Origin of the sequence: Lentzea miocenica (genome assembly GCF_033949945.1) — a bacterium.
Lineage (GTDB): Bacteria > Actinomycetota > Actinomycetes > Mycobacteriales > Pseudonocardiaceae > Lentzea > Lentzea miocenica.
Window position 1 is genome coordinate 119,108 of the sequence record NZ_JAXAVW010000002.1, and the last position, 16,379, is coordinate 135,486.

17 protein-coding genes are annotated in these 16,379 nt (G+C 69.9%); 10 read left to right on the forward strand and 7 right to left on the reverse strand.

The genetic code is table 11. The features are described from left to right. Positions 1-20: 20 nt before the first annotated feature. The 5 genes from SK803_RS02920 to SK803_RS02940 are packed head-to-tail and all read left to right on the forward strand — an operon-like array spanning position 21 to position 4,686. Complete coding sequence (locus SK803_RS02920) at positions 21-998, forward strand: ABC transporter substrate-binding protein (protein WP_319964146.1); 978 nt, start codon at positions 21-23, stop codon at positions 996-998. Beyond that, entirely contained in the window at positions 991-2,052 is a 1,062-nt protein-coding gene (locus SK803_RS02925) for a FecCD family ABC transporter permease (RefSeq protein WP_319964147.1), read from the forward strand. Before SK803_RS02920 ends, SK803_RS02925 begins: the two co-directional genes overlap by 8 nt. Further along, complete coding sequence (locus SK803_RS02930) at positions 2,049-2,816, forward strand: ABC transporter ATP-binding protein (protein WP_319964148.1); 768 nt, start codon at positions 2,049-2,051, stop codon at positions 2,814-2,816. Before SK803_RS02925 ends, SK803_RS02930 begins: the two co-directional genes overlap by 4 nt. A 14-nt stretch (positions 2,817-2,830) precedes the next feature. Further along, on the forward strand, positions 2,831-3,631 hold the full coding sequence (locus SK803_RS02935) for a Rossmann-like domain-containing protein (RefSeq protein ID WP_319964149.1): 801 nt from the start codon (positions 2,831-2,833) through the stop codon (positions 3,629-3,631). Next, on the forward strand, positions 3,628-4,686 hold the full coding sequence (locus SK803_RS02940) for a pyridoxal-phosphate dependent enzyme (protein WP_319964150.1): 1,059 nt from the start codon (positions 3,628-3,630) through the stop codon (positions 4,684-4,686). Before SK803_RS02935 ends, SK803_RS02940 begins: the two co-directional genes overlap by 4 nt. Here the strand turns inward: SK803_RS02940 and SK803_RS02945 are convergent. The 3 genes from SK803_RS02945 to SK803_RS02955 form a co-directional block, all read right to left on the reverse strand. Beyond that, entirely contained in the window at positions 4,658-4,834 is a 177-nt protein-coding gene (locus tag SK803_RS02945) for a DUF3040 domain-containing protein (protein ID WP_319964151.1), read from the reverse strand. The genes SK803_RS02940 and SK803_RS02945 overlap by 29 nt on opposite strands. A 309-nt stretch (positions 4,835-5,143) precedes the next feature. After that, positions 5,144-5,539, reverse strand: a complete 396-nt coding sequence (gene tsaA / locus SK803_RS02950) for a tRNA (N6-threonylcarbamoyladenosine(37)-N6)-methyltransferase TrmO (protein ID WP_319964152.1) — start codon at positions 5,537-5,539, stop codon at positions 5,144-5,146. Beyond that, positions 5,539-6,945 (reverse strand): protein adenylyltransferase SelO, encoded by a 1,407-nt coding sequence (locus SK803_RS02955; RefSeq protein WP_319964153.1) that lies wholly within the window; start codon positions 6,943-6,945, stop codon positions 5,539-5,541. Before SK803_RS02955 ends, tsaA begins: the two co-directional genes overlap by 1 nt. 137 nt (positions 6,946-7,082) lie before the next feature. Here SK803_RS02955 and SK803_RS02960 point away from each other — a divergent pair, with 137 nt between their 5' ends. The 3 genes from SK803_RS02960 to SK803_RS02970 all read left to right on the forward strand — a co-directional run bounded on the left by SK803_RS02960 (position 7,083) and on the right by SK803_RS02970 (position 9,182). After that, positions 7,083-8,006, forward strand: coding sequence for a COG4315 family predicted lipoprotein (locus tag SK803_RS02960; protein WP_319964154.1), 924 nt, complete (start codon positions 7,083-7,085; stop codon positions 8,004-8,006). A gap of 69 nt (positions 8,007-8,075) precedes the next feature. Next, positions 8,076-8,522 carry a hypothetical protein gene (locus SK803_RS02965; protein WP_319964155.1) on the forward strand — a complete coding sequence of 149 codons (447 nt, stop codon included), beginning with the start codon at positions 8,076-8,078 and terminating at the stop codon, positions 8,520-8,522. Between the two features lie 75 nt (positions 8,523-8,597). Next, complete coding sequence (locus SK803_RS02970) at positions 8,598-9,182, forward strand: hypothetical protein (RefSeq protein WP_319964156.1); 585 nt, start codon at positions 8,598-8,600, stop codon at positions 9,180-9,182. Here SK803_RS02970 and SK803_RS02975 read toward each other — a convergent pair whose 3' ends face one another. Next, entirely contained in the window at positions 9,183-11,921 is a 2,739-nt protein-coding gene (locus tag SK803_RS02975) for an AfsR/SARP family transcriptional regulator (RefSeq protein ID WP_319964157.1), read from the reverse strand. 56 nt (positions 11,922-11,977) lie between these two features. Further along, positions 11,978-13,171 (reverse strand): cytochrome P450, encoded by a 1,194-nt coding sequence (locus tag SK803_RS02980; RefSeq protein WP_319964158.1) that lies wholly within the window; start codon positions 13,169-13,171, stop codon positions 11,978-11,980. Between the two features lie 159 nt (positions 13,172-13,330). Between SK803_RS02980 and SK803_RS02985 the strand changes: the two genes are divergently transcribed. After that, the gene (locus SK803_RS02985; protein ID WP_319964159.1) at positions 13,331-13,885 is read left to right on the forward strand and encodes a response regulator transcription factor; all 555 of its coding nucleotides are present in this window, start codon (positions 13,331-13,333) and stop codon (positions 13,883-13,885) included. Here the strand turns inward: SK803_RS02985 and SK803_RS02990 are convergent. Both SK803_RS02990 and SK803_RS02995 read right to left on the reverse strand, forming a co-directional pair. Continuing rightward, on the reverse strand, positions 13,882-14,232 hold the full coding sequence (locus SK803_RS02990) for an HNH endonuclease (protein WP_319964160.1): 351 nt from the start codon (positions 14,230-14,232) through the stop codon (positions 13,882-13,884). The genes SK803_RS02985 and SK803_RS02990 overlap by 4 nt on opposite strands. Next, positions 14,216-15,145 (reverse strand): LysR family transcriptional regulator, encoded by a 930-nt coding sequence (locus SK803_RS02995; protein WP_319964161.1) that lies wholly within the window; start codon positions 15,143-15,145, stop codon positions 14,216-14,218. Before SK803_RS02995 ends, SK803_RS02990 begins: the two co-directional genes overlap by 17 nt. A gap of 70 nt (positions 15,146-15,215) precedes the next feature. On the opposite strand from SK803_RS02995, the gene SK803_RS03000 reads away from it, so the two are divergent. Beyond that, positions 15,216-16,235, forward strand: coding sequence for a TDT family transporter (locus tag SK803_RS03000; RefSeq protein WP_319964162.1), 1,020 nt, complete (start codon positions 15,216-15,218; stop codon positions 16,233-16,235). The last annotated feature ends 144 nt before the right edge of the window (positions 16,236-16,379 follow it).

Consider the following 16,379-nt stretch of genomic DNA (forward strand, 5'->3'; position numbering starts at 1 on the left):
AGAACTAACTGGAGGATCCGATGTCACACCCCGCCCGGCTCGGCCTGGCGCTGGTCGCGGTGCTCGCCGCCGGCTGTGCCACCCCGGGAGGCGCCCAGGCGCCAACGGCTCAGTCGGTGGTGCTGGACAGCTGCGGCAAGCAACTGACGTTCACCGGCACACCGCAGCGGGCGGTGGCGCTGGACCAGTCCTCCACGGAAACGTTGCTGGCGCTGGGACTCCAGGACCGCATGGCAGGAACGGCGAACGTCAAGACCAAGGTGTCGCCCAAGTACGCCGACGCCTACGCGAAGATCCCCGTGCTGTCGCCGAAGATCCTCACCTCGGAACCGTTGCGAGCGGCCAATCCCGATGTCGTCGTCTCGGGGTTCAGAGAGCTCTTCACCGCTGACCGTGCCGGCACGCGCGACGAGCTCGAAGCCCTTGGCGTGCCGACGTTCGTGAGCGCGGTGAACTGCCCGGACGGCACAACCCCTGCGTTCGAACGGCTGTTCCGCGACTACGAGAACCTCGGGAAGATCTTCGGCGTGACCGGGAAGGCGAACCAGCTCGCCGCAGAGCAACGCAGGACGGTCGCCGAAGTCCAAGCGGTGAAACGGGATCCCGTCAAGGTCGTCTGGGTCTACTCGGTCTTCAAGGGCGTCCCGTACGTGGCGGGCAAGGACGGCATGCCCAGCCAGATGAGCAAGATCGCCGGTGTCACCAACGTCTTCGACGACCTGAGCCAGGAATGGCCGGAGGCCTCCTGGGAGGAGATCGCGCGCCGCGACCCCGACGTCATCGTGATCGGCGACCTGTCCGAGCGCGGAAACCTCGGTGACAAGGCCGCCGAGAAGCTCGCGATGATGCGCGAGCACCCGGCCGTCTCGCAGCTGAAAGCGGTGCGGGAGAACAAGATCATCGAACTGAACGGCATCGAGATGGACCCGTCGGTCCGCACGGTCGACGCGCTGCGGGCGTTCGGCGCCGGACTCGACAGGATCGACGGCCGTGGCTGAGGCCGCTGTCCTCGATCCTGTCGTCGAGGTTTCGGTGGCTCCCGTTCGACGTGACAAGAGCGTGCTCCTGACGGTGCTGAGTCTCGCGATCCTGATCGTCTCGCTGGTACTCGCCGTCCGCACAGGAGTGTCCGCGAGTTGGCCAGAGATTGGCAGGTCCGTCGGCGGACGACTGGGGCTTCCGGTCGTTCCGCTGCCACGGCTGCTCGACTCGCTGATCTGGGACCTGAGACTGCCGAGGGTGCTGCTCGCGGCGCTCGTCGGCGCGGCGCTCGCGGTGTGCGGCGCGGTGCTGCAGAGCGTCACGCGCAACTCGCTCGCGGATCCGTACCTGCTCGGGGTGTCGTCCGGTGCCTCGACCGGCGCGGTGGTCGTGGTGGTGCTCGGGTTCGCGGGATCCCAGCTCGGCGTGACCGGCGGGGCACTGGTCGGCGCGCTGGTGGCGTTCGGGTTGCTGATGCTGCTGCTCAGGCGCACCGGCCTGGACTCGTCACGGATCGTGCTCACCGGTGTGGTCGTGGGTCAGCTGTTCGCGGCGCTCACGTCGTTGATCCTGCTGTCGTCCGGTGACTCCGACAGCATCCGTGCCATCACCAACTGGCTGCTCGGGTCGCTCGCGTCGGCCCGGTGGACCTCCGTCGCGGTGTGCGCTGTCGTCCTGGTGGCCGGCCTGCTGGTGGTGTGGCTGTCTTCCGCGGCGCTGGACGGGTTCGCGTTCGGGACCGACACCGCGTCGTCGCTCGGCATCGACGTCCGCACCACGAGGGCGGTCCTCCTGGTGACCACGTCGGTGCTGACCGCCGTCGCGGTGGCCGCGGTGGGAGCGGTCGGGTTCGTCGGGCTGATCGTGCCGCACGGCGTCCGGTTCCTGGTGGGGCCGTCGCACCGCAGGCTGTTGCCGCTCTCGGCCGTGGCTGGCGCGGTGTTCCTGGTCTGGACGGACGCCCTCACCCGCGTCGTGTTCTCGCCGCTGGAGGTGCCGGTGGGCGTGTTCACCGCGCTGATCGGGGTGCCGCTCTTCCTGCTGGTCCTGCGCAAGCGGGGTGAGCTGTGAGGATCGACGTCGAACGGCTGAGCTGGGGCGTGCCGGGCAAGACCATCGTCCGCGACGTGAGCCTGGCGGTGCGGCCGGGGGAGACCGTCGGGCTGATCGGGCCGAACGGCTCCGGCAAGTCGTCGCTGCTGCGGTGCATTGCCGGTCTGCGCACGCCGACCGACGGCGTGGTGCGCTACGACGGCGTGGAAATCGGGTCGTGGCCTGCTCGCGAGAGAGCGCGCAAGATGGCGTTCGTCGAGCAGACGGCCGACACCGACAGCGATTTGCGCGTGTCCGAGGTGGCCATGCTGGGCCGCACCGTCCACCGGTCGCGGTGGCGCGGCCCGGACGCCACCGACCACGAGATCGTCACGGCGGCGCTGGACCGGCTCGACCTCGTGGAACTGGCGGATCGGCCGTGGAAACAGCTGTCCGGCGGCGAACGCCAGCGCACCCACCTCGCCCGCGCGCTGGCGCAACGCACGGCGGGACTGCTGCTGGACGAGCCCACCAACCACCTGGACGTGCGCCACCAGCTCGAACTGATGGAACTGGCGAGCCGCACGCCGCAAACGGTCGTCGTCGCGCTGCACGACCTCGCGCTGGCCGCGCGCTACTGCGACCGGCTGGTCCTGATGCACGGCGGCACCGTGGTCGCGGAGGGGCTCGCGGAAGACGTGCTCACCGCGCCGCTGCTGCGCGACGTGTTCGACGTGGACGCCGAGATCGGCCGCGACAGCCTGGGCCACCTGGCCGTCGGCTACCGCGAGCCGGTCCGCTGAGAAGGGGGATGTTCGTGACCACTGTGGACGATCTGACAGCGGGGGTGCTGGCCGGAAGACACGGCCCTGATCCCGGGGAACTGCCTGCCACCAGCGTGTTCTGGGTCCATCACGGCACTCGGCTGGCTGGCGGTGACGTCACCTACCGCAACCAGTACGTGCTGGTCCGCGTCGGCGACGCGTTCGGTGCCTGTGCGTTCGCGGAAGGCGAGGCCGACCCGGCGGTGTGCGCGAACTACTCCGGCGCCCCGATCGCCCGGCTGCTCACCGAGGCGCCGGCACCGGTGCGCGTGGCGGCGCTCGACGCCTACCTCGGACACGTCCGTCCACACCGGACTTCGGACGCGGAACGAGTCGTGCTCCCGGCGGGAACCCCGGAAGAGCGGGCGAAGGCCAGGGACGCCGCCGTCGCCGGCCTGCTCGACGTCGAACGCGGCGCCAAGGTCGCGTTGATCGGCGTGGTGAACCCGCTGGTCGCCGCCATCCGTGAACGCGGCGCCGAGTGCCTGCCGTGCGACCTGTCGTTGCGCACCACCCAGTGGGGCGATCCGGTGACCCCGGACATGCGGGACGTGCTCGGCGTCGCGGACGCGGTCGTCGCGACCGGCATGACGATCGGCAACGGCACGTTCGACGAGATCCTGCGCTCCTGCCAGGAAAGGGACGTCCCGCTGGTGGTCTACGCCCAGACCGCGAGCGCCGTCGCCCGCCACTTCCTCGGCGCCGGGGTCACCGCGCTCTCGGCGGAACCGTTCCCGTTCTCCCAGTTCAGCGCCGACGAGACCGCGCTGTACCGCTACCGAGCCCGAACATGAGAGAAGACGTGGACCACCACATCGACTGTCACATCGCGGACGCCCTCAGCCGCCCCGCCCTGGTACGTCTCGACTCCCGCACCCTCTGCCTGCGCTTCGAGACGATGAAGGTCGCCTCGGCCCTCGAAGCCGTCCGCTACCTCCTCGAACGCGGCACCATCGCGCACGGGGACACCCTGGTCGACAGCTCCAGCGGCATCTACGCGCACGCCCTGGCGCTCGCGTGCCACCGCTACGGCCTGCACTGCCACATCATCGCTTCCACGACCGTCGACAAGACCCTGCACACCCAGTTGGAGATCCTCGGCGCGACCGTCGAGCCCATGCCGCCGTGCGCCAGCCTGAAGCTCGACCAGAGCCGCCGGGTGGCGCGGGTCCGGGAGATCCTGCGCGACCACCCGCGGCACCACTGGATGCGCCAGTACCACGACGACGTCCACTACCGCGGTTACCGGCCGATCGCCGACCTCATCCGGGAGCACATCTCCTGCGACCGGCTGTCCGTGGTGGGTGGCGTGGGCACCGGAGCGTCGACCGGCGCGCTGACGACCTATCTCCGCGAGACCGATCCGAGCGTGGAACTCGTTGGCGTGCAACCGTTCGACAGTGTCACCTTCGGCAGCGAGCACGTGCACGACCCGGAGATCATCATCGCCGGGATCGGCAGCTCGATCCCGTTCGGGAACGTCGACCACACGCTCTACGACACGGTGCACTGGTTCGGCTTCGACGCCGCGCTGTCCGGCAGCGTGGCGCTGCTACGTGAACACGCGATCTTCGCCGGCCTGTCGGCGGGAGCGGCCTACCTGGCCGCACGGTGGGAGCAACGGCTCGATCCGGAACGTCACGTGGTCGTGCTCGCCCCGGACACCGGGCATCGGTACGTCGACGCGGCCTATTCGCGGCACGCGGAGGCGCCCGCGCCGGAGGATCTGCGGCCCCGGCAGATCACCACGCTCTCGGACATGGACCTGCCGTGGTCACGCATGCACTGGAACCGTGCGGAGGCACCGCCGAACGCGGCTGTCACGCACGCGATTCCGGTGGCCTCCTGAAGAACAGGGTGAGGACGGCCATCACCCGCTGAAACAGGCTCCGTCGCGCACGGGGACCCTCGCGCAGTGCGCGGGCCAGGTCGGGTTCGGAGGCCCGCAACCGCTGCTCGATCTCGACGAGCCGCTGCTGTTCCTGACGGCTGAGCATGTCCGCTCCAGAGTCGGTCCGGATGGGGCACGAGGCTTGTACCCAGCACGTTTGCCGTTCAAACGTGCTGGGGCGACGTTTTTCGGCTAGATCGGTTTCGGCATCGGCGGCAACGGATCCGGGTCGGGTCCTGGCGGCCGCAGGGGGTCCGGGTCCGGTCCCGGTGGCTGCGGCTGGTCGGGACCGGTCGGCCGGGGCTGGTCCGGACCCGGCGTCGTCGGCACCGGTTCAGAAGGCGGTACTGGCTGACTCATGCCCGCCGGGTACCCCGCTTCCGGTCCCGCGCACCAGATTTCGCCTGCCTTCGAATCAGCGTTCGGTGCCCAGCACGGGTTTGACGTCGACGATCGGGGTGCCGTCGAGGGCTTCGAGGTGGGCGACGTGCACCTTGAACCCGTCGACGGCGAGGATCTGGACCCGGTGCAGGCCGATGGGGTTCGGCCGGTCCGGTGACCGGGTCGAGAAGACGCCGGTCTCCGGGCGATCGGGGTCGCTGCGCGGATGGACGGTCAGCACGGACCGGTCCGCGCGGTCGAGCCAGGTCAGCACGAGGACGTCGTCGCCGGCTTTGAGTTCGGCCATCGCCCGCGCGTACTCCGGCGCGAAGACGAGCCAGGCGTCCGGCGCGCCCTCGTCGCCCTGCTTGGGCGCGGAGGAGCGGTCGGTGAGCGGTGATTCGACGTGGCCGATCGGCTGCAGCTTCATCAGGTCCCGCAGAAGGTCTGGTAGGTGGCGCTGAAGTCCTGTGGTGCCGGGGAAGCGTAGTGCTCCAGCCCCGCGCGCTCACCGTAGGGGTTCGTCACGGCGTCGAGCAGGCGTTCCAACGGGCCGAGGTCGCCGTCGGACCCCGCGGCGAGGGCCTCTTCCACGAGATGGTTGCGCGGCACGTAGACGGGGTTGACCCGGTCCATCGCGTCGGCGTCCGGTCCGAGTTCACGCCAGCGCGCGATCCAGGCGTCGATCCCGGCCAGGTCGAGGAACAGCGACCGCGCCGGCTCCGCGTCGGCACGGGCCGCCCCGCTGAGCGCGTGGAAGAACGACGTGAAGTCGACGTGGTCGGTGTGCATGAGCGTGAGCAGGTCCTTGAGCAGCGGCTTCACGTCGCCGGAGACGCCGAGCTTGGCCTGCATGCCCTGGATCCAGGCACGTTCGAAGTGCTCGTCGAACGTGCCGAGCGTCTCGACCGCCAGTGCGACCGCCTTGTCCTCGTCGGTGTCGAACAACGGCAGCAGTGCCTCGGCGAGGCGGGCGAGGTTCCACTCGGCGATGATCGGCTGGTTGCCGTAGGCATAGCGGCCGCGGTGGTCGATGGAGCTGTACTTCGTCTTCGGGTCGTAGGCCTCCATGAACGCGCACGGGCCGTAGTCGATGGTCTCGCCGGAGATCGTCATGTTGTCGGTGTTCATGACGCCGTGGATGAAGCCGACGAGCATCCACTGGGCGACCAACGATGCCTGAGCGGCTACCACCTGACCGAACAGCTCCAGGTAGGTGCTGCCGGGGTGGTGGCGGGCGATGGCGTGGTCGGCGAGGCGGCGCAGCAGGTCGTGGTCGCCGGTGTTGCGGGCGTACTGGAAGCTGCCGACGCGCAGGTGCGAGGCGGCCACACGGGTCAGGACGGCACCGGCCAGGGGCTCGTCGCGCTGGACGACGCCGCCGGTCGCGACCACCGCCAGCGAACGGGTCGTCGGGATGCCGAGGGCGTGCATCGCCTCGCTCAGGACGTACTCGCGCAGCATCGGGCCGATGGCGGCCAGTCCGTCGCCGCCGCGGGCGAACGGGGTGCGGCCGGAGCCCTTCAGGTGCAGGTCGCGCAGCCGGCCGTCGGTGTCGGTGAGCTCGCCGAGCAGCAGGGCCCTGCCGTCGCCGAGCCGGGGGGAGTAGCCGCCGAACTGGTGTCCCGCGTAGGCCTGGGCGAATCCGGGAGCCGCGTTTCCCACCAGAAACGACAGGCCGTCGGAAGAACGCAGCCAGGTGGAATCGAGACCGAGCTCCTTCGCGAGCGGCTCGTTGAGGGCGAGCAGTTCCGGTTCGGGGACCGGGACCGCCTCCCAGGAGACGGCCATTTCCGGGACCGCGTCGGCGAAGTCGCTGCTCAGGCTGATGTGCACGCCCCCAACGGTACCGGGCTGGCCAAACCGGCGATGTGATCGCGCTCTCATGTCGAACTCGTCTGAACCGTTCCGAGAGTCCGCACGTGTCAGTGGCGAACAGGTTGACGGAATGTCCATTCAGGAGTGAGAAACCCATGCGTCGCAAGCAAGTTGGGATCGTTGCTGCCCTCATCGCGGTCAGTGCTGTCGCTCTGACGGCCTGTGGCCAGGGCTCCGCGCAGTCCGGCACGGCCACGCCGGTCCAGGAGCAGGCCCAGGTCCAGGAGACGCAGGCGGCCGCCGGTGAGTCCGAAGTGGACTTCCTGCGCGGTTCGGCGAACTCCAACAAGGCCGACAAGAACACCGGCGACCGCGCACCGGAAGCCGCGGCTCCCGAGGTGAAGCTGAAGTGGGTGGAGCTCCGCGTCGCGAACGCCGGTGGCCTGGAACCCGCTGTGGTGAACGGAAACGGCCGCACGATCTACTGGTTCAGCGACGACCCGGTCAACGGCGGAGTGTCCAATTGCAACGGTGAGTGCGAGAAGGCGTGGACGCCGATCACCGTGGCCAAGGGCACCAAGCTGTTCTTCCCCGGCATCAAGCGGGAGAACATCGGCTTCATCAAGCGCAAGGACGGCAAGACCACGCAGGTGACGATCGGCGGCCGCCCGATCTACCTGTTCAACAAGGACGAGAAGCCCGGTGACATCAAGGGCCAGAACGTCGGCAACAAGTGGTTCGTGATCAACCCCGAGGGCAAGCGCGCCACCGCCCCGGCCGAGGCGCCGGTCACGCAGCCCGCGCCGCCCGCCGCCGGTGCCAAGCCTGCCGGTTCGATCACCTTCTTCACCGGCAAGAACTTCGACGACTTCAGCGGCAACAACTTCGCCACCGGCGTGAAGCCCGAGGCCAAGTGCGGCGACCTGCGCGGCGGCTTCCAGTCGCTGACCCTCGACGGCGCCGCGAAGATCTGGTCAGAGCCGGGCTGCAAGGGCAAGTCGGCCGTCGTGACCGACGACGTCCGCGACACGGCCGCCCTCGGCTTCCCGAACGGCGCGCAGTCCTACATCCGCGCCTGATCGGGTGAACACGGCGGCCGCCAGAGCACCCCGGCTCTGGCGGCCGCCACTTGTGGCTAGGCTCTCGCCATGCGCTATTCCGCCATTGCGCTGGCTTTTGTGCTGGTCGGGTGCAGTACCGGGACCACGTCCCTGCCCACGATCACCCCCGCGCCGACCTCGTCGTCCGCCTCACCGCTGCCGGAGCTGCAACCCCGGCTCGACGCGATCGGCACCCTGCTGACCGCCTGCATCCCGAGGCTGCGGGGCGAGCCCGTCGACCAGATGGACAACTGCGCCCACCTCATGCCCGACGTGACAGGCGTGGTCGACGAGGTGGAGAAGCAGTCCGACAAGCTGCCTCCCACCGGGCGTTCCGCCATCGAGCAGGTCCGCAGGTCGCTCACCGGCATCGCGCCCTGCGAGCCGTGGTTCGCGGCGGGCGGGGCGAGCGCCGACGGGCAGCTCAACGCCCGCTGCAAGGAGGCGTGGGACGGGCTCTTCAAGGGCTACAACGCCCTGCGCAACTCCGCCTAGCGCGAGCAACCTCCGAAGCGCCCAATGCCGTCCTACCCAGTGCCGTCCTACCCTGGTACGGACATTGGGGGAACCATGCGAAGAGTTGTCTTACCGGTGTTGCTGCTGGTCGCGGTGGTCTCGTGCGCGAGGCCTGAGGCCGCCGGGATCGGCGGCCAGGAGATGACCACTGGGCCGGCCACCACCACCTACTCCGAGCCGCCGGACACGACGTCCTATCCGCCGGGGTTCAACAACGAGGACCTGCACAAGGCCGCGGAGGCGCTCAAGCCGTTGCTGGAGGGCGAGTTCGCGACCACCTACTCGCGGTTGACCGTCCGCGACAACGTGCCGATGCTGGTCATCTACCGCAAGCCGAATCCGAGGTTCGAGGCCGAGGTCTGGAAGACGGCCCCGAACGTGCGGATCGACTTCCGCGACGCCCGGTACTCCTACGCCGAGCTGAGCGAGCACCAGCGTCGGCTCATGAACGACATCGAGCACTGGAAGACGCGCGGCATCACGATCAACTCAGCCGGACTCGGACAGGACGGGTCAGCGCTCGACGTGGGGACGGAGACGGACCCGCCGAAGGACGTCGTGCGGCAGTTGGAGGCGCACTACCCGGGCATGTCGTTCAAGGTCGAGCGAATCGGCGAGATCGTGCCCGCGACACGATGATCACGACGGGAGCGGGCCGAACGCGGTCCGTTCCCGTTCCGCCTCGGCCGGGTTGAGCTCCTCCAGCATCGCGAACGCCCGCGCGTACTCCTCGCGCATGCGGTCGTACCGGCCCATCTCGCGGCACACGTAGGCGACGCACAGGCGGTCGCGGGCCTCGCGGAGCTGGTTGGTCAGCCGGCAGTGGATCTCCAGCGCCGCCTCGTGGCAGGCGAGGGCCGCGGGGAGGTCGCGCAGGTCCTCGTGCAGGCGGCCGAGGTCGCTGAGGGCCGCCGCCTCGAGCACCTCGGCGCCGATCTCGCGGGCGGTCTGGGCGGCCTCGGTGCCGGCCGCCAGTGCGTCGTCGAGTCGCTTCATCCGTTTGTAGACGGTGGTGAGGTGGGTCATCGCGAAGATCCGGCCGAACTGGTGGTCGAGGCGGGTGAAGATCTCCAACGCTCGTACCAGATGTCGCGCGACGGCCTCGGCGTCTCCGGTGCCGCGGCCGACGTACACGCCGGCGAGGTTGATCAGGACCTGGCCCTCGCCGTGCTCGTCGGAGATGGTTTGCCACAGCGGCAACGAGCGCTGGAACCACCGTTCGCCGTCGTCGTATTCGCGGCGTACCGAGTGCAGGATGCCGATGTTGTTGCACAGCACGGCTTCCGCGCGGACATCACCGGTGGAAACGGCCGAGCCGAGCCCGATCCGGTACATCGCGAGGCCGTCGTCGAAGCGCGAGTCGAACTCGAAGAAGCTCATCAGCGCCAACGGAAGTCGCGCCGCCAGCTCGGTGTTGCCGCTGTCGGCGGCGAACCTGATCGCGGCGATGAGGTTCGCGTACTCCGATCGCAGCCACGCCTGGGCTTCGTCGCGCCCGCCGAACTCCTCCGGGTGGACGTCGTCGGGCAGGGACGGCAACGGCATCCGCCTGCGACCGGGGAAGAGCAGCCGGTCGGCGGCGTCCGCGCTGTGCAGGTACCAGCACAGCATCCGGTCGACGGCCTTGTCGGGAGTCGGCTCGTCGTCCAACGCCTTCTCGTGCGCATAGGTGCGCAGCAGGTCGTGGAAGCTGTAGTGGCGCAACGCGATCTCGTCGACGAGGTGGCCTGCGCACAGCACGTCGAGCAGCTTGCGGGCCTCGCGCGGAGGCGAACCCGCCAGCGCGGCGGCCGCACCGAGCGAGGGTGAAGGCCCGGGGTGCAGGCCGAGCAGGCGGAACATGCGGGCGGCCTCGGACGGCAAAGCCCGGTAGGACCAGGAGAGCGTGGCTCGAACCGCTGTCGTCTCGTCGGCTTCGAGGACGTCGAGCCGTTCCGCGGCCAGTTCCTCCGCCAGCGCGGCGAGTGTCCTGTCAGGACCGGTGCTCACCCGTTCCGCGGCCACCCGCAAGGCGAGCGGAAGTGCGCAGCACAGCCGGATCAGCTCCAGCGCGGCCCGCGGTTCGGCGTCGACGCGGCGTCCGATGATCGACCGCAACAACGCCAGCGCCTCGACCGCCGGCAGCACGTCGAGGGTGACCCGATGCGCCCCACCGGAGACGACCAGCCCGCTCAGCCGGTTGCGGCTCGTCACCAGCACCGCGCTGGACGACACCCCCGGCAGCAGCGGGCGCACCTGCTCGGCGTTGAAAGCGTTGTCCAGCAACACAAGTGCGCGGCGGTCGGCGAGCACGCTGCGGTACATCGCCGCCCGGCCGTCGAGATCGTCCGGCAGCGACTTCTGGTCGACGCCGAGACCGACGAGCAACCGCCGCAGCGCCTCGTGCGGTGGCATCGGTGTGCTGTTCGGCGCGAACCCCTGGAGGTCGATGAACAGCTGCCCGTCCGGGAACCGGTCCACCAGCAGATGCGCGACGTGCACGGCGAGCGCGGTCTTGCCGATCCCGCCCGTCCCGTCGATCGCGGAGATCACGACGGTCCGCGGTCCGGCCCCGCTCAACCGCGCGCACAGCTCGATGATCTCGTCCTCGCGGCCGACGAAACCGATGGTGTCGTGCGTGGTCTGGGCCGGTCGCACGGATTTCGGAGGAGTGCCCTTGAGGATGCGCTCGTGTTGTTCTTGCAGCTCGGGGCCGGGTTCGACGCCGAGTTGGGCGACGAGTGCCGCCCGGACGTGCCGGAACGCCGCCAGCGCCTCCGCCTGCCGCCCCGACCGGCTCAGCGCGAGCATGAGCAGCTGCACGACCCGTTCCCGCACCGGATGATCGGCCGCGGTCCGGGTCAGCGCGTCGATCACCTCGCCGTGCCCGCCGCTCGCGATCGCCGCGGCGGCCCAGTCCTCGACCGCGCTCAGCCGGGCCTCTTCCAACCGCGCGCGCTGCCGTTCCGCGAACGGCCCCGGCACGTCCGAAAGTGCTGTCCCGCGCCAGATCTGGAGCGCGGTCCGCAGCTCCTCACACCGTCCGCCGCTGCGCGCCGCGGCGATGATGCTCTCGAACTCGCCCAGATCGGACGGCGCCACCAGGCACGCGTACCCGCTGTCGGTCGTGATGATCAGGTTTCCGCACGCGCGGGCCGGCAGGTCCGGCTCGGCCAGCCGCCGCAGCGCGCTGATGTAGGTGTGCAGGCTGCCGGACGCACTGGACGGCGGGTCGTCGCCCCACACCGCGTCGATCAGCTCGGCGCGCGTGACCGGATGCGGCGACCGCATGGCGAGCACCGCGAGGACCGCGCGCTGACGTGGCTGGCAGGGCACGAGCGGCGTGCCGTCGACGGTGATCCGCAGATCACCGAGCACGTCCACACGCAGCTTGCCCATGCGGGCAGAATATTCGCCCGTTCAGACGAACACACTGCCCGTCCGAACATCGCGGACTAGGCCAATTTCGCCGGCAGCCGCTCGACGGTCCGGCGGGCCACGCTGGCCGGGCTCCACACCGGTTCACCGGCCGGGACCAGCGTCGGGAAGCGCTGCCACAGCCCGGTGACAACGTGCGCCATCTCCGCACGGCCGAGGGTGGTGCCGCAGCAGTTGCCCGTCGAGAGCATCCGCCGGGGATCGCGGGCGGGATCGAACTTGTCGGGATCCCGAAATACGCGGGGGTCGCGGTTGGCTCCGGCGATCACCATGCGGACGGACGCCCCGGCCGGGATGGTGACGCCGCCCAACGTGACCGAGTCCTGTGCGATGCGCGGGATCGGCGTGTAGAGGACCACGCCGTCGTGCCGCAGCGTCTCGTCGATGAACCGGTGCACCCGCTCGTCGTCGCACCACGAACGGTGCTCGGGGTGCGTCAGAAACGCCTGCACAGCGCGGTCGATGCCGGAGATCGTGCTTTCGTACCCGGTCATCCACATGATCCACAGGATCGCGATCAGGAGGTCCTCGCCGTCGTGCGCCGCGACCAGCCGCGAGATCAGGTCGTCCCGCGGCGACGCACGGCGTTCCGCGACCCGTGCGCGGAAGTAGTCCTCGACCGAGTTGCTCGCGCGATCCGCCTCCAGCACGACCTCCTCGTCGTCGGTCCCGAGCGCCCGCGTCATCAACGCGATGGTGTCCGCGATCCACGACCGGTCCTCTTCCGGCAGACCGATCCGGTCGGCGAACACGTACTGGGTGAGCGGCACCGACACCTCGGCGTGCAGGTCGACCGTTTCGCCGGCGACGAGCCGGGGCCCGATGTCGTCGAAGATGTTGCCGAGGTGCTCGAGGATCCGCGGCCGCAGCCGGAGCACCCGCGCGGGCGTCATGTCGCCGGCGATGGCCGAGCGCAGCCGGGCGTAGCAGGGGTGGTTCTTCGCGGTGAACGCCGCGACCAGCTTCTTGACCGCGGGGTGGCTCCGTTTCCCGTGCCCGATCTCGCGCCACATCGCGGACTCGTCCGGGACGGTGAACGCGGTGTTCTGCTGCAACGCGAACGCGACGTCGTCGTAGTTGCTCAGCAGGTAGAAACCGCAGCGTGTGCGGTGCACGGGATCGTGTTCGCGCAACCAGTGCAGGAACGGGTACGGATCTTGGCGGTGCTCGGGCTTGGCGAGCTCGTCGAGGGCATCGATGGTGGCGGACATCGAGAAACCTCCGGTTGGCAGGGAGGTGGCGAACCTAGGCACACCTCAGCCTCCGTTTGGGGAAATCCGCCCTGCTTGCCGCCCCTGTCTGCCCGATCGGGCACCGCCGTGGAGACGGCGTGGAGTCCGAATGGAGAGGGCCCGCCGAGACTTCCGTCCATGCAACGAGTGCGCGTCGCGATCCACGCGAAGGATTCGGTCACCCGCTGGGGCCTCGCCGGCTACCTGCGGCTGCGGCCGGAGCTCCAGGTCGTCGCCGAGCACGCGCTGAGCCAGGCCGAGGTCGTGCTGGTCGCCGCCGACGGGGCCGGGCTGGCCGCCGAGCTGCACCTGATCGCCCGACGAACGACCGCGTGCGCCGTGCTGGTGACCGACGACGTGCGCGCCCAAGAGCTCCCGCGCGCGCTCGAACACCGCGTTGTCGCCGTCCTGCCGCGAGCGGATCTCACCTGCGAGAGTCTGGTCGCGACGGTGCTGGCCGCGCACGAGGGCCGTGCCTCGATGCCACTCCGCCTGGGCATGTCGGGGATGGCCGAGCGCGAGATCGACATGCTGCGGTTGTTCGCCGACGGGTGGACCACCGCCGAGGTCGCGAAGAAGTTGTCCTATTCGGAGCGAACGGTGAAGAGCATGGTGCAGAACGTGCTCGTCCGGTTCCAGTTGCGCAACCGCACGCACGCCGTGGCGTTCGCGATCAGGTCCGGCACGATCTAAGCGAACTTGGCGGTCAGCTCGGTCGAGATCTCGTAGTGCCGCACCAGGAACGAGCGTTCGTCCAGCTTCTTTCGCCGCAGCCAGCCCGTCACCTCGGCATTGCACTTGCTGGCGTTGCACGAACCGCACGCGGGCACGACGTTCCCGAGCGTGTAGCGGCCGCCGCGCGAGATGGCCTGGATGCAGTCCTTCTGCAGCGAGCCCTCCGCGCTACCGCAGTACGCGCAGCCGCCCCAGGACGTCTTGAGCGCGTCCCACTGGGGGTCGGTGAGGTCGTGGGTGACGCGGGCCATGCGCTTCTTGCGCTTGCGCGCGGCGCGAACCTGTTTGCTACCGCCGGTCGGCACGATGGGTGAGACTACGCGTCGCGATGGTCAACAGGTCGGAGGCAGGCCCTCGGGGTGTCCTGCCGGACGGCCACACCGCCCGCAACGCGCGGTGCAGGTCCAGATCGCTGACCTCGACGTGGATCAGCGTGCGGGTCGCCAGATCGGCCGCCACCGCGTGCACGCTGAGCACGGCCGGGCCGATGCCACCGATCGCGGCCGCCTTGATCGCCGTCGTGGACGACATCTCCAGCAACGGCCCGGCGGACTCGGTGATGCCCGCCGTCCGGAGCGCGTGTTCCCACGCTTGGCGGGTGCCCGAGCCCGATTCCCGGCTGACCAACGGGGTCGCGGCGGCTTTCGCGGCGGCGACCCGGCGGCGCCTGGCCCAGGGATGGCCTGGCGCGACGACCAGCACCAGTTCGTCGTTGGCGATCACGCGGCTGGCCAGGCCCGCGGGCACGTCGGTCGACTCGATGAACCCCAGATCGGCCTTGTCCGCCAGCACCTGCTCGGCGACGTGCACCGAGTTGCCCGCCGTCAGCACGGTCGCGGTGTCCGGGCTGACCGTCCGCAACGCGATCAGCCACGCGGGCAGCAGGTACTCGGCGACGGTGAGGCTCGCGGCGACCTTGAGCTGGCTCTGCCGGTCCGCGCGCAGGCTGGTGAGGCCGGCGTCGAGGTCGGCCGCCCGCGCGAGCACCGGGGCCGCCCACCCGGCCACCAGCTGACCGGCGGTGGTGAGCCGGGCGCCGCGCGAGGTGCGTTCGAGCAGGGCGACGCCGACGCGGGCTTCCAGGGTGCGGAGACGTTCGCTGGCCGAGGGCTGGGACATGCCGTGGGCTTTCGCCGCCCGGCCGATGCTGCCCAGCTCGGCCACGCTCAGCAGCAGGTCGAAGCTGGTCAGGTCGGTGACCCTGGACGGCAGAGGCATAGGGGCAGCCTATGCGTTCCTCGGGGATTGGCGCCTACCGAGGTGTGCGGGCCGCGAGGATTGTTGTGTCGTGACCGCTCTCGCACCTCAACCACACCGTGCCCTCGAGGTGCGACGAGCGGCACCCTTCGGCCCCAACCTGTTCGCCTCCGTGATGGGGACCGGCATCGTCGCCACCGCCGGTGCTGCCATGCCCGGCCTGCACACCGCGGCCACGTTCGTGTGGGCGCTCGACGCCGCGCTGCTGGTGTTCCTCGTCGGCGCGGCCCTGCGGCGCTGGACGTGGGCGACCGTGCGCGAGCAACTCGCGGATCCCGTGATGGCCCAGTTCTGGGGCGCGCCACCGATGGCGTTGATGACCGTCGGCACCGGTGCGTTGCTGCTCGGCCGCGACTGGATCGGGCTGCCGGCCGCGCTGGCCGTCGACTGGACACTGTGGACGGCCGGAACGCTGCTCGGGCTGGCGACCTCGGTGCTGGTGCCGCTCCGGATGATCGGCAGCGGAGAGCGCGCGTTCGGTGGCTGGCTGATGCCCGTGGTGCCGCCGATGGTCTCGGCGGCCTCCGGTGCGTTGCTGGCTCAGCACCTGGACGGGGCAGCCCGGCAGGCCATGGTGCTCGGTTGTTACGCGCTGTTCGGCGTGAGCCTGTTCGCGACGGTGGTGATCGTGCCGCAGATCTGGCAGCGGCTCGTCCAGCACGGACTGGGCGCGGCGTCCACCGTGCCGACGCTGTGGATCGTGCTCGGTCCGCTCGGGCAGTCGATCACGGCCGCGAACCTGCTCGCCGGCGTGCCCGTGCTGCCGGGACAGGGCGCGTTCGGCGTTCTGTACGGCACGATCACGTGGGGATTCGCCCTGCTCTGGGTGGCGATCGCGGCGACCGTCACCGCGCGGACGGCCCGGCGCGGGCTGCCGTTCGCGTTGACGTGGTGGAGTTTCGTCTTCCCGCTCGGCACTTTGGTGACCGGCACGAACGCGCTCGCGGCTCGGGTGCCTTCGGTGATGTTCACCGGCATCGCGGTCGTCCTGTACGGCGCACTGGTGCTCGCGTGGATCACCGTGGCGCTTCGCACGTTGCTTCGGCGATAGCGAATTCCGTTGCGTGGCAATGTCGCTGTCTCGACACCAACCTCGTGCTCGACCATCTTCTCGCTTGACGACCAATCCCGGTGAGGCGGCTCGGATCCCCCCGATGGCCCCCGCTGATCCGAGCCGCCTCGTGGTGAACGTTCC

Coding starts and splice junctions, on each gene's coding strand:
- SK803_RS02945 (WP_319964151.1), bottom strand. CDS start 4,834: ATGCTCAGCCGTCAGGAACAGCAGCGGCTCGTCGAGATCGAGCAGCGG.
- SK803_RS02970 (WP_319964156.1), top strand. CDS start 8,598: ATGCGAAGAGTTGTCTTACCGGTGTTGCTGCTGGTCGCGGTGGTCTCG.
- SK803_RS02940 (WP_319964150.1), top strand. CDS start 3,628: ATGAGAGAAGACGTGGACCACCACATCGACTGTCACATCGCGGACGCC.
- SK803_RS02985 (WP_319964159.1), top strand. CDS start 13,331: ATGCAACGAGTGCGCGTCGCGATCCACGCGAAGGATTCGGTCACCCGC.
- SK803_RS02965 (WP_319964155.1), top strand. CDS start 8,076: ATGCGCTATTCCGCCATTGCGCTGGCTTTTGTGCTGGTCGGGTGCAGT.
- SK803_RS02995 (WP_319964161.1), bottom strand. CDS start 15,145: ATGCCTCTGCCGTCCAGGGTCACCGACCTGACCAGCTTCGACCTGCTG.
- SK803_RS02920 (WP_319964146.1), top strand. CDS start 21: ATGTCACACCCCGCCCGGCTCGGCCTGGCGCTGGTCGCGGTGCTCGCC.
- tsaA (WP_319964152.1), bottom strand. CDS start 5,539: ATGAAGCTGCAGCCGATCGGCCACGTCGAATCACCGCTCACCGACCGC.
- SK803_RS02960 (WP_319964154.1), top strand. CDS start 7,083: ATGCGTCGCAAGCAAGTTGGGATCGTTGCTGCCCTCATCGCGGTCAGT.
- SK803_RS02980 (WP_319964158.1), bottom strand. CDS start 13,171: ATGTCCGCCACCATCGATGCCCTCGACGAGCTCGCCAAGCCCGAGCAC.
- SK803_RS02975 (WP_319964157.1), bottom strand. CDS start 11,921: ATGGGCAAGCTGCGTGTGGACGTGCTCGGTGATCTGCGGATCACCGTC.